This window comes from Candidatus Izimaplasma bacterium HR1 (assembly GCA_000755705.1).
Taxonomy (GTDB): Bacteria; Bacillota_I; Bacilli_A; order Izemoplasmatales; family Izemoplasmataceae; genus Xianfuyuplasma.
Window position 1 is genome coordinate 593,072 of the sequence record CP009415.1, and the last position, 12,918, is coordinate 605,989.

Annotated in this window: 13 protein-coding genes; 10 read left to right on the forward strand and 3 right to left on the reverse strand. The window is 31.9% G+C overall.

All coding sequences use genetic code 11. The annotated features are described in order from the left end of the window. Positions 1 to 57: 57 nt before the first annotated feature. From KQ51_RS03020 to KQ51_RS03030, 3 genes are read right to left on the reverse strand one after another with little or no spacing between them, the layout of a single operon-like run. Positions 58 to 1,047, reverse strand: coding sequence for an electron transfer flavoprotein subunit alpha/FixB family protein (locus KQ51_RS03020; RefSeq protein ID WP_038468745.1), 990 nt, complete (start codon positions 1,045 to 1,047; stop codon positions 58 to 60). 9 nt (positions 1,048 to 1,056) lie between these two features. Beyond that, positions 1,057 to 1,833, reverse strand: coding sequence for an electron transfer flavoprotein subunit beta/FixA family protein (locus tag KQ51_RS03025; protein ID WP_038468748.1), 777 nt, complete (start codon positions 1,831 to 1,833; stop codon positions 1,057 to 1,059). 8 nt (positions 1,834 to 1,841) lie between these two features. Beyond that, positions 1,842 to 2,981 (reverse strand): acyl-CoA dehydrogenase, encoded by a 1,140-nt coding sequence (locus KQ51_RS03030; RefSeq protein ID WP_038468751.1) that lies wholly within the window; start codon positions 2,979 to 2,981, stop codon positions 1,842 to 1,844. Positions 2,982 to 3,230: 249 nt separating this feature from the next. Here KQ51_RS03030 and KQ51_RS03035 point away from each other — a divergent pair, with 249 nt between their 5' ends. From KQ51_RS03035 to KQ51_RS03080, 10 genes are all read left to right on the forward strand, one after another. Then, positions 3,231 to 4,049: a ZIP family metal transporter gene (locus tag KQ51_RS03035; protein WP_038468754.1), complete on the forward strand. Its 819-nt coding sequence runs from the start codon at positions 3,231 to 3,233 to the stop codon at positions 4,047 to 4,049. A gap of 133 nt (positions 4,050 to 4,182) precedes the next feature. Next, on the forward strand, positions 4,183 to 4,998 hold the full coding sequence (locus KQ51_RS03040; protein WP_038468756.1) for a CPBP family intramembrane glutamic endopeptidase: 816 nt from the start codon (positions 4,183 to 4,185) through the stop codon (positions 4,996 to 4,998). 89 nt (positions 4,999 to 5,087) lie between these two features. Beyond that, on the forward strand, positions 5,088 to 5,393 hold the full coding sequence (locus KQ51_RS03045; RefSeq protein WP_038468759.1) for a hypothetical protein: 306 nt from the start codon (positions 5,088 to 5,090) through the stop codon (positions 5,391 to 5,393). A gap of 142 nt (positions 5,394 to 5,535) precedes the next feature. Then, complete coding sequence (locus tag KQ51_RS03050; protein ID WP_038468761.1) at positions 5,536 to 6,561, forward strand: class I SAM-dependent methyltransferase; 1,026 nt, start codon at positions 5,536 to 5,538, stop codon at positions 6,559 to 6,561. Positions 6,562 to 6,667: 106 nt separating this feature from the next. Then, complete coding sequence (locus KQ51_RS03055) at positions 6,668 to 8,017, forward strand: TrkH family potassium uptake protein (protein WP_052609113.1); 1,350 nt, start codon at positions 6,668 to 6,670, stop codon at positions 8,015 to 8,017. 95 nt (positions 8,018 to 8,112) lie between these two features. After that, complete coding sequence (locus tag KQ51_RS03060; protein WP_038468764.1) at positions 8,113 to 9,240, forward strand: hypothetical protein; 1,128 nt, start codon at positions 8,113 to 8,115, stop codon at positions 9,238 to 9,240. A 143-nt stretch (positions 9,241 to 9,383) separates the two neighbouring features. After that, positions 9,384 to 9,980, forward strand: coding sequence for a 50S ribosomal protein L25 (locus KQ51_RS03065; RefSeq protein WP_038468768.1), 597 nt, complete (start codon positions 9,384 to 9,386; stop codon positions 9,978 to 9,980). Positions 9,981 to 10,114: 134 nt separating this feature from the next. Further along, positions 10,115 to 11,707, forward strand: coding sequence for an NAD(P)/FAD-dependent oxidoreductase (locus KQ51_RS03070; RefSeq protein WP_038468771.1), 1,593 nt, complete (start codon positions 10,115 to 10,117; stop codon positions 11,705 to 11,707). A 103-nt stretch (positions 11,708 to 11,810) separates the two neighbouring features. Continuing rightward, positions 11,811 to 12,098, forward strand: a complete 288-nt coding sequence (locus KQ51_RS03075) for a helix-turn-helix domain-containing protein (protein ID WP_038467988.1) — start codon at positions 11,811 to 11,813, stop codon at positions 12,096 to 12,098. A 5-nt stretch (positions 12,099 to 12,103) separates the two neighbouring features. Beyond that, positions 12,104 to 12,892: an IS3 family transposase gene (locus tag KQ51_RS03080; protein WP_232958019.1), complete on the forward strand. Its 789-nt coding sequence runs from the start codon at positions 12,104 to 12,106 to the stop codon at positions 12,890 to 12,892. The last annotated feature ends 26 nt before the right edge of the window (positions 12,893 to 12,918 follow it).

Here is a 12,918-nt window from a genome sequence, read left to right on the forward strand (position 1 = left end):
AGAGAAAGATGATTACCTCATTTTTCTCTTTTTTGTATAATATAAAACTTTATGTATTTATCTTAACTGAGTATTTAGTTCACTTAGTATTTGTTGTGCTGAACCAACGATACTAATGTCTGCAATATCAAATATTGGGGCATTCTTATCGCTATTTATTGCGATAATCATTTCTGATTTATCCATTCCAGCTGTATGTTGTACAGCTCCTGATATACCACAAGCTAAATATATAATTGGTCTTACTGTTTTCCCAGTTTGTCCAACTTGACAGGTTTTAGGAGCAAGACCTTCATCAACAAGTGCTCTAGAAACAGCTATTTCGCCTTTTAGTATCGTTGCTGTCTCTTCTAGTAGTGTTAGGTCTTTTGATACACCTCGTCCACCAGAGACGATAATTCTAGCTTTTGTGATGTCTTGTGTTTTTATGTTCTTTGATATTCTTTTTACATATGTAATATCATTATTTGGTACGAACTCATATTCAAAGTTAACAATTTCACCTAATCGATTCATGTTTTTAATATTCTTATCAAATACATTAGAACGAATTGTCGCCATTTGAGGGCGATGACTTGGACATACGATTGTTGCGAATAAGTTTCCACCAAAAGCCGGTCTGGTAATCCATAGTTCTTTTGACAATGTATCTTCTGGGTTAAACTCAATGCTTGTAGCATCTGCAGTTAATCCTGTTTTTACTTTTGCACTAATTCTCGGTGCTAAGTCTCTACCGGTGGTCGTACCACCAATTAGAAATGCTTCAGGTTGATAGGTTTTGATTATCTCTGAGACAACTTTTGCATAATTAGCAGTATTATATGTTTCTAAAATTTCATTTTGATATGTTATTACTCTGTCTGCTCCAAAATAAATACATTCGTTAGCAAGATTTTTAATGGACTTACCAATTAATATTGCAGTTACTTTTATTTCAAAGTCTTTTCTTGATTCTTTTAGAATTTCTGCTTTGGCAAGAAGTTCTAAAGAAACATCTTTTATTTGGTTGTTTTCATGTTCTATATATACATATATATCATTATTCATTTGAGTACCTCACATGTGTGGATTTAATGCATCAATAATTACCTTTGCAGCATCTTGAGCATTTAATTCTTGTTTTGGAGTTTTCTTTGTGATAGGTTTTGTAAAAGTTTTCTTTACTCTTGTTGGTGATCCTTTTAATCCAATAATACTTAAGGGGATGTTTAGATCTATATTTGATAATGAAATAATATCCTTATCAAAACTAGCCCATAAATCAGTTACATTCTGATATCGAGGTTTGTTCGCATCAGTTAAAGTAGTAATTAAACAAGGTAACTTACATTCAATAATGTATGAGTATTCCTCATTTTGCTTGGTAACAGTAATTGTGTTCTCTGTGATATGATTAATCTCTTCAATATAAGTAACTTGAGATACTTCTAGAAGTTCAGCTATTTGCGGACCTACTTGGGCAGTGTCTCCATCAATAGCTTGTCTACCAGCAATAATTAAATCAAATTCGAATTGTTTGATTGCCTCAGCAAGTATTGTTGAAGTAGCTAAAGTATCACTACCAGCAAATACTCTATCTGATACAAGAACACATCTATCTACACCCATACCATATATTTCTCTTAACATTGATTCAGCTTTTTTAGGACCCATTGTAATTACTGTAATAGAACCGCCTAGTTTATCCTTTATTTTTAATGCTTCTTCAATCCCTGCAAGATCATCAGGATTGATAATTGATTCGACACCATCTCTTATTAAAGTTCCGGTTTCCTTATTGATCTTAATTTCTGTTGTGTTTGGCACTTGTTTAGCCAATACTATAATATTCATTTCTTCACCTACTTCAACATGTAAGAACTAATAACCATTTTTTGGACTTCACTAGTTCCTTCATATATTTCTGTGATTTTAGCATCACGCATCATTCGTTCAATGGGATACTCTCTTGTATATCCGTACCCACCAAATAATTGAAGGCATTTTGTAGTAACTTCCATTGCGACTTCAGCTGCATTTAGTTTTGCCATTGCGCTTTCTTTGGAGAAAGGTTTACCTTCTTGTTTTAAGATTGCCGCTCTAAGAACTAGAAGATAAGCAGCTTCTGTTTTAGTTCTTAAGTCTGCCAAAACAAATTGTGTATTTTGGAACTTAGAAATACTTCTTCCGAATTGCTTTCTTTCTTTGACGTACTTAACAGTTTCATCAATTGCCCCCAAGGCAATTCCAATTGCCTGAGCTGCAATTCCAATTCTTCCACCATCAAGAGTGGTAAGAGCTACACCAAATCCTTTATTGAGTTTACCTAATAGATTCTCTTTTGACACTTTAACTTTTTCAAAATGCAATTCACAAGTTGCACTTCCTTTGATACCCATTTTAAGTTCCTTTTTTCCTATAGTGAATCCAGGCATATCTTTTTCAATAATGAATGCACTAATTCCCTTTGTACCTAAACTAGGTTCTGTAAGAGCAAATATGATATATACATCAGCATATCCTGCATTTGTAATAAATATCTTACTACCAGTGATTTCATAGAAATCACCTTTATCAATAGCGGTTGTCTTTTGACTAGAAGCATCAGTACCAGCATCTGGTTCTGTAAGAGCAAAAGCTCCTAGGTATTCGCCAGTTGCTAATTTATGTAGATATCTCTCTTTTTGATCCTTACTTCCGAATTTCGCAATTGGATCTACACACAGACTAGTGTGGGCGCTAAGAATTACTCCGGTAGTTGCGCATTGTTTACTTAGCTCAATAATAGCTAATATATAACTTAGGTAATCAGCACCACTTCCACTAAATTCTTTAGCTACAGAAATTCCAAACATCCTTAATTCTTTCATCTTCTCTACGGTTTCTAAGGGAAACCTTTCTAACTCGTCAACCTCTTTTGCAAGAGGCTTCACATCATTAATACTAAACTCTCTAAAGAGCTTTCTTAGTAATAGATGTCTTTCATCTAATAAAAAATCCATAATACCACCTCGTTCTTAAATTATTGAACTCACTCTTTCTATACTACTAATAAAAAAGCGATTGTAAACTTTCCCCATTAAAATAAGTTTAAAAAATAAAGAAAGGTAGATAAGACCTTATAATTGTATAGTTAAAAGGACTTTTGATTATAGTGATTTTGGTTAATATCGTAGTGTATTCGCAATGTTATTTAGTGACTTGTGATATAATTTATATGTTAAATAAATCTTTATCGAAAGGGTGATTTTATGTATGATTGGATTTATGCTAATCCTGTATTAGCTGGATTATTAGGAACATTATTTACATGGGCCATAACTGCTCTTGGAGCTGCATTGGTATTCCCATTTAAGAAAGTACCAAAAAAATGGTTCAATATGATGTTAGGTTTTAGTGCTGGAGTTATGATTGCAGCATCGTTTTGGAGTTTGTTAAATCCAGGAATTGAGTTAGCTGAATCAATGGGTATGAACCCATGGATGCAAGCTTCAATAGGGTTTTTAAGTGGAGGATTGTTTATTCTATTAATTGATAAATATTTACCACATATGCATGTAATGACAAAACATCAAGAAGGTGTTAAGTCGTCATGGCATCGAAGTGTATTATTAGTTTTAGCAATAACACTTCATAATATACCTGAAGGTTTAGCAGTTGGGGTAGCATTTGGTTATGCTGCAACACTGGCTCAAGGTAGTGTTGCTGCAACTGCAGCTATCGGTGGAGCTATTGCACTCGCTATTGGGATCGGACTTCAAAACTTCCCAGAAGGTGCTGCGGTAAGTATTCCTTTAAGAAGAGAAGGTATGTCTAGAAGAAAGGCATTCTTTATCGGCCAATTTAGTGGTATGGTAGAACCTATTGCTGGTGTGATTGGTGCTGTTTTAGCAATAACAATGCAAAGCATATTACCATTTAGTTTAAGTTTTGCAGCAGGAGCTATGATCTATGTTGTAATTGAAGAGTTAATCCCAGAATCACAAATGCTGGAAACAACAAAAATAGCAACAATTGGAGCTATGATTGGATTTACAGTAATGATGATGCTAGATGTAGCACTTGGTTAAGGAGAAGCGAAAAAAATAAGCCCTATGGGCTTTTTTTTATGGATAGGGTACAATTAAAAAAAAGTTTCATTTTAAAACTATATAATGATAAAATTGAAATTAGATAAGAAAAATATTAATAAGGGGGATTATTATGAGTGAAAAGAAAGGTATGATTTGGAAATATGTAGTCATTACATATCTTGTATTTTGGGTAATGGTCTTAGGAATTGGCGCAGTTGCTAGCATTGTTCTTAATGCATCTGATTTAACTATGCGTTTTGTCATTGCTTTATGTAGTTGGTCGCCAACTATTGTTTTATTGGTTATGTTTAAAAAGTTAAACCCAGGAATGACAATAAAAAAGTTTTATAAGAATGCTTTCAAGAAAAAAATTAATATACAGTTACTAATTATGATTACAGTTGTGATGGCTGGATTATTTATTCTTGCTGCTTTACTAGTAGCAATTGTTACGGGTACAGAATTATCAATGCAAATTGAGTTTCTACCAGCACTACTATTTGGTAATCTCTTCTTTACAATTATTCAAGGGGCTACTGGAGAAGAATCTGGCTGGAGAGGTTATTTGCTTCCTAAGATGGAAACTAAGTACGGCTTTCTACGTGGTAATATATATTTAGGTCTAGTATGGGGATTTTGGCATCTACCTTTATGGTTTATAACAGGTGAGTTTAGTGGTATAGACTTAGTTACCTATATTGTAGTATTCTTAACTTTGATCTTATCATTTTCAATAATTATCGGAGTAGTAATGAAAAAATGCAATAATTTATTTATCGCATTTTGGATGCATTTTCTCTTCAACTTCACAGTTACTTTCTTTATTGGACAAGTCTTAGAATTACTTATTTCGTTATTAGTTCTTTATGTTGTAACAGCAGTTATTTCTGTGATGATACATCTAAAAAAGAATAAATCTTTAGAATCAAATATAGACAGCGTTTGAAAATAAGTATAGTATAGGAGTACAAGAAGTATTAGGAGTTTTCGATATGACACTTCTTGACAGAATTTAATTGTAAAAGGAGAATGATCATGGGTAAAAAATACATTTCAGATAATCTAGATATGTTACGTAAACAAAGAGATGAAAAGATACTGGGTGGTTACCGAGATAATGTCGCAAAGACATATAAGTTTATTGAGAATTTAATAGCGGATTCTAGTAAAGAATACTGTAATCCTAAACATTCAGAAATAAGTAAAGCTGTATTTGGTAATGAACTAGGAGAAGCTAAAATTAGAGGTTATTTAAAAGACTTAAAGAAATCAGATTACCTTTCAAATGAAGGTGCAGGAATGGAAAGACAGATTAAGTTATTAAAACCTTTAGATTTTTAATAGTGAAGAATCAACGTATAATTACTAGTTAAGACATTTAAGTAAAGGTATTGCCGTTCAAGGTAATGCCTTTTTTTATATGCGAAAATAATGCTCTACATGATATAATGAACTATGGGTAATTGGTAAGGAGGGTATCAAAATGAATGAATATAATAAAAAACAACAATTTATCATTGTTAGGTTTTTGATCAGATTATTTCAAATTATAATATATATACCTATTCAAATTGTTTTTATCCCTTTCGCAATTCTAGGTCTAGGTCTTGGATTGTATAAAGAAATGGTGATAAGTAAGAGATTAGAAGTTTCATTTTCTGCAGTACAAGCACTTCAATATCGATGGATAATGCATTATTTTGAGACTAGACATGATCCTATATCTGTTGCTTTTACAAAGAATTTTCCTTGTGAATCACACTTTGGGTTATGGGCAGTAATGGGACCGTTTATTATTACTCAAAAACTTTTTAGTTTTAGAACGAGATTGGGAAACCTGGTTGAACCCGGGTTTGAGACATTAGATTCTACAGCAGGTAGAAGAGTTTTAGAGTTTGATTATATTTTTGAAAAATATATTGATGAAGTAGATCAAATCGTTCTTCCTGGATCTGGTTTTGATCTAATAGCTCAAAGGTATACTAAAGATAAAGATGTCAAAGTATTTGAACTTGATCAAGAGAAGACTCTAAACGTGAAGTTAGATACTCTTAAGAAAGCACAAATTGATTACGATTGGATTACTTATATTCCAGTAAATTATGATAAAGAATCTTGGGATGAGAAATTAATTAGTGCTGGTTTTGATAAAACAAAGAAGACATTATTTATATGGCAAAGCGTTTCACTTTATTTAGATAGATCAATTGTCGAAGAGACATTAAAGAAAATGTCCGCTTTATGTACAAAAGGTAGTATCATTGCTCAAGACTTTTATTCAAAAGCTTTTCTAGATGGAAGTATATCGAAAATAGCTATTAAAAATATGAATATGATAGCAAAACAAGGCGAACCATGGAAGTTCGCGTTAGATATGAAAGATAACCCAAGATATAAAGTTGCATCATTTTTAGAGGAATGTAACTTAAAAATGATAAATATGAATCTATTTGGCGAAAAACTTGAAAAAGAGCCATTCTATTGCATTGTTGAAGCTAAGAGAATATAGGCTATTTAAGGGCTATAATACAAAGTATTTCTAATTTTGACAAAATGACTTAAAAAGCGTATAATCTTCGTATGTTATACCTTAACTGAAGAGAGAGGAACATAATATGGACAGAATACGTAAAAAAAGAAGAATACATTTTAATGCTGCTGAAATCATAGCTATTGGTTTTGCTGCAGTAATATTTATAGGTGCAATATTACTTGTTTTACCATTTGCTAGTAAAAGTGGAGTTAGTGTTGGTTTTGTTGATGCTTTATTTACAGCTGCTAGCGCAGTTGCGGTTACAGGACTTGTAGTTGTTGACACTGCTACTCACTGGAGCACATTTGGACAAGTAGTAATTCTCATGTTAATTCAAATTGGGGGTTTAGGGTTCATTACAATGGGAACCTTATTTGCCTTACTCTTAGGTCGTAAAATTACATTTGGTCGTAGAGTTATAATGAAAGAAGCAATGAATAAAATAACTGCTAATGGTGTAGTTCGTTTAGCTAAATCAATTCTAATCTTGACCTTTATCGTTGAAGGGATAGGAGCAGTAATTCTATCTTCAAGATTTATTCCAATTTATGGTTTAGGAAAGGGAATATGGTTTAGCGTATTCCATTCAATTAGTGCATTTTGTAATGCTGGTTTTGATTTGATTGGAAATTTCCAAAGTTTAACACCGTTTGTTCAAGATCCTATCATCGTTTTAACAGTAGCATTATTAGTTATTGTTGGTGGATTAGGGTTTGTTGTAATATTTGAACTGTTAGAGAAAAAGAACTTAAAAAGATTAAGCCTACATTCTAAAATTACGTTATCATTAACAGCGTTCTTATTAGTATTTGGATTTATTGTTGTAATGGCTTTAGAATTTAATAATCCAGATACAATGGGTAACTTATCATTTGGTGGTAAATTACTTAGTGGATTTTTCCACTCTGTAACTCCTCGTACTGCAGGGTTTAATACATTACCTATGAATCAACTAATGATGGGGACAATTGTGATAACAATCCTCTTTATGTTTATTGGTGCAGGGAGTGCAGGTACAGCTGGTGGAGTAAAAATCACAACTGTAGGTGTTATTATTGCAACGATAGTTTCGACTTTAAAAGGAAGAAAAGAAACAGAGAGCTTTAAACGTAAAATCCCACGAGGTTTAGTTAATAAAGCCTTAGCGATTTTGAGTATAGCAGCGATGTGGGTTATTATGGTAACATTTATTTTATCAATTACTGAAAATGCAGACTTTATGACAATCTTGTTTGAAGTTGTAAGTGCATTTGGTACAGTTGGGTTATCACTTGGAATTACTACACAACTAAGTACTATTGGTAGAATAGTTCTTACAATTACAATGTTTGTTGGGCGTATTGGACCATTAACACTGTTTATGGCTTTAGCACAACGTCATCAAATGCCTACTAATCTGGCTTACCCTGATGAAGAAATAATGATTGGATAATATAAGTTAAAAGAGTAAAGTCATCCAGACTTTATTCTTTTTTTTTATTATAATATGATAGAATAGTAATAGAATAAAAAAAGAGGTGTATATAAATGGATAAACGAATTGAAACATCAGGAATTCTAAGTAAGAAGAATCCCAAAGAATTAAAGATAATTGTTGGATTTGACGGATTCGTTGATGAGATTATTCATGTAGTAGATAAAAGAATAGATAGCGAGAACTTTAAACGAATTGATACTATAGAAGCATTAGGGAACCGTATTGTTAAAGCTAGTGGGTTATCAACCAATATTGAACTTGTTCCAACAATTAAAAAGATTGGTGGTAATGGTCCTATCATGTGTAATGCTCTTGCGAAGCATGATCCTGATTTAACTTATATGGGTGCATTAGGTAGTCCTTCAATAGATGATGTATTTAAGGTTATGGAGGATAAAGTTAAACTATATTCTTTTGCAACAAATGGCCATACTGATGCTTTAGAATTTGATGATGGTAAATTAATGCTTGGGAAGATGCAATCACTAAACGATGTTACTTATGAGAACTTATTAGAAGCGGTTGGAAAAGAAGAGTTTATTAATTTACTAAAAAACACTAATTTATTTGCCAACGTTAACTGGAGTATGTTACCTAACTTAACAGATTTATGGGAAAAAATGGCAAAAGACATTTTACCAATTCTTCCGCAAAAAGATAATAAACCTTACTTCTTTGTTGATTTAGCAGATCCTGAGAAAAGAGAAGATGAGGAAATTAAGAAAGCTCTTGGAATCTTGCGAAAATATAGTGAGAAGTTTTTTGTAGTTTTAGGACTAAATAAAAAGGAAGCTTACGACGTTGCTAATGTTTTGGATTTATTCGAGGATGCTTCATTAAAGAATATGCAAGTACCTCTTGAAGATTTAAATATCGAACTTCAAAAGTTCCTGGGAATAGATTGTGTAGTTATCCATCCAGTTGATCGATCATGTTGTGTTGTTAATGGTGAGTTTTATATGGAAGAAGGTCCATATATTTCTAAACCAAAGTTGTCAACAGGTGCTGGAGATAATTTTAATGCAGGATTTATGTTAGGGTTATTACTTGGTTTAAAACCTGATCAAGCATTATTAACAGGGATGTCTACATCAGGATTCTATGTTAGAAATGCAAAAAGCCCTCGGTTTGAAGAACTATATACATTTATGAAAGAATGGGCACAAGGAAAAATATAATAAGACAAGAAATTCTTGTCTTATTTTTTTTTATGCATAACTGATTTTTATGTAAGAGGTATCGAGGATTTACCCATTTATTGTATCTATTCAAACTTGTGGTATAATATATATATACAAAATGAAATTAAGGATGGTGCAAGATGAAATTAGAACCAAGATCAATTAAAGGCAGTAAACTTAAAAACACTAATTTAGTAGCTGGTGTTTTATATGGTAAAGGAATTGAAGCGGTACCTGTTCAAGCAAATTCTGTTGAATTTCACAAGATGTACAAATCAAAAGGAACTTCAAAAACATTTGAAGTAACTTTAGAAGGTAAAAAACACATTGTTTATATTAAAGAAACTCAATCAACTTATGAAAACCACAATATAAAGAAACACTTTGATATAGTTAAAGTGGCTAAAGATGATACAATGACATCAAAAATCAACTTAGTATTCTTAAATCATGGTGAAGTAGAAAAACGTGGATTAATCGTTCAAACTGTTATGAGTACTATTGAAGTTGAATACAATGTAGGTTCTGGGATTTCTAAGTTAGAATTAGATGTAACAGGATTAGAAGCAAACGATACATTATTAGTAAGCGATATTAAAGCACCTAAAGGTGTTAAAATATTAGAAGATATGGAAAATGTAGTTGTATCAATCTCAACTCCAAAAGAAGAAGTAGAAGTTGATGAAGATGCTGAAGAAGTTACTGAAGTAGAATCAATTAAACAAGGAAACGAATAAAAATTAAAGAAAGTGTTATAAAAACACTTTCTTTTTTTAATGCCATATCTAAAAGCATTGTACTTAGTTCTGTGTTATACTTACTTTGTATAAAAATTAGTTAAACAAATGTCTAATAAAAAAGAGGAATAATTATGTTGTTAGTTAACCAAGTAAAAGTAGAAATAAGCGATAATATAGAGGATTTTAAGCCTTTATTATCAAAATTATTAAGAGTAAGTATTGAAGATGTTCTAGATTACCGTATTGAAAGAAGATCGGTTGATGCTAGAAAAAAAGATATGATCTTTTTTGTATATACTTTATCGGTAAAAGTTAAGGGAGAGAAAAGAATTCTTTCTAAAAACATTCCCAATGTCTCTAAACAAGTATTTAAACACAGTGATGTTGATTACACGAAATTAAATTATGCTAAAGATAAAAAGGTTGCTGTCATCGGTTTTGGACCTGCAGGTATGTTTAGTGCTTTAAAATTCGCACAAGCGGGGGTAAATGTCACTGTATTCGAGCGTGGTGAAGAAGTTGATAAGAGAATCAAAACAATTGAAGAGTTCAGTACGAGCCAAATTTTGAACACTGAATCAAATATTCAATTTGGTGAAGGTGGTGCAGGTACTTTCTCTGATGGTAAACTTACTAATAGAAAAAAAGATCCACTAGGTAAATGGCTTTTTAGTGAATTAGTAAAAGCAGGAGCACCTGAAGAAATACTTTATGTCCACAATCCACATATTGGAACAGATAGATTAGTTGAAGTAGTAAAGAATATTAGAAAAGAAATCATTGAACTTGGTTCAACGATTAAGTTTAATTCTAAAGTATCAAATATACTTCCTCACAAAAAAGGTCTAAATATTACTATAGGCGAAGATGTAGAATATTTTGACTATGTAATATTAGCAATTGGACATAGTAGTAGAGATACAATTGAAATGTTATATAACAACAAATGTAATATAGTTCAAAAACCATTTGCGGTTGGATTTAGAATCGAACATAAACAAGAAATGATTAATAAAGCGCAATTTGGTCCAAATCATAATCATCCAAAACTTGGTTCTGCCGAGTATAAACTTACCCACCAAACTAAAGATGGTAAAGGTGTTTATACATTCTGTATGTGCCCTGGTGGTTTAGTTGTACCAGCTTCCTCAGAAGAAGGTATGGTTGTTACTAACGGAATGAGTGAATACTCAAGAGATAAAGTAAATGGTAATAGTGCATTACTAATTACAGTTGATGAAAAAGATTTTGAAAGTTCTCATCCTTTAGCTGGAATTAAATTCCAGCGTAATCTAGAAAGAAAAGCATTTGAACTTGGTGGTAGTAATTATAAAGCACCAATCCAAACAGTTGGAGATTTTATCAATAATAAAACTACAACTGAACTAGGTAGTGTTTTACCAAGTTATTCAATTGGGTATAATTTTTCAAATTTAAGAAATGTATTCACAGAAAAAATTAACGATGCCTTTATAGAAGCATTTGAAAAAATGGGTAATAAACTTAAAGGATTTAATAGTGATGACGCACTATTAACTGGTGTTGAATCAAGATCTTCATCACCTGTAAGAATTGTCAGAGACAAAGAATCATTTGAAAGTCTTTCAACAAAAGGATTATATCCTGTCGGTGAAGGTGCTGGATATGCTGGTGGAATTGTATCTGCTGCGATAGATGGTATCAGAGTAACTCATAAAATATTAGACCTAATCAAAGTAAACTAAAATAAAAAAGCATAGAAATAGAGTGAACCCCATTTAGTGGACACTTTAAAAAAAGAAGATAAACACCTTTGTACTATAATAATAGTATGGAGGTGTTTTTTGTATGGCAAAGAAAGGACAAAAGTTTAAGAAGTATGATATCAAATTAAGACTACAAATAGTAAATGAGAAGATTAACGAAGGAAAGAGTTATGCGTTTTTAGAAAAACAGTATGGAGTAAAGTGGAGAACAATAGCAACATGGGTGAGAATTTTCAAAAGAGATGGGTCTTTAGACGTACAGAAGAAAGGCAGACCTGTACAAGATGAAGAGGTAAATTACAAAGAGAAATATGAAATCTTAAAGAAGTTCCAGGAATTCTTAGAGGAGGTAGATCGCGAGAAAAAATAGCTTTTATCGAGAAATACCGAAATCAGTATAAAATTAAATTGATGTGTGAAGTTCTAGAAATAAGCACATCAACATATTACAAATACAGGAAGACAAAGGATCCGGATTACGATGATTACATAATGATTAAAGAAATCTTTGATGAGAACAAGAAAACATATGGATACAGAAGAATATACGCTGTATTAACAGACGAGTATGGACTAGTAATAAACCACAAAAAAGTAGCAAGGATTATGAAAAAGTACAGTGTGGTAGCGGAGTATATTAAAAAGCAAAAAAGGAATTACGTGAATCAATATACGGAAGAGGAAGCAAGTATTGATTTATTAAAACGAAACTTTAATCAAAGAGGATGGGTTACAGATATTACGTATTTACATCTAATTAAGAACGGTAAGAAAGCATACTTAAGTACAATAATAGATTTAGAAACAAGAGATGTGGTAGCCTATCAAATCAGTAAAAGTAATGATAAAAAGCTAGTTATGGATACGTTGAACAAAGCAATAACCAAAACAAAAGATCTGAATGGACTCATCCTCCATTCAGATCAAGGCTTTCAGTATCTTACAACTGAATTTAAAATAATCTGTGCATCAAACGGTATTGTCACTTCCATGAGTAGGAAAGGCACTCCTCTTGATAACGCAGTTATAGAGAGTTTTCATTCAATACTGAAGAAAGAAACTCTATATAATAATACTATCACAACACTAGATGAATATATACAATTAGTACATGAATGGATACATTTCTACAACACTAAACGTCGTAGGTTAAATAAAAAGTAGACCTCTTTTTTTAAAGTGTCTACTTT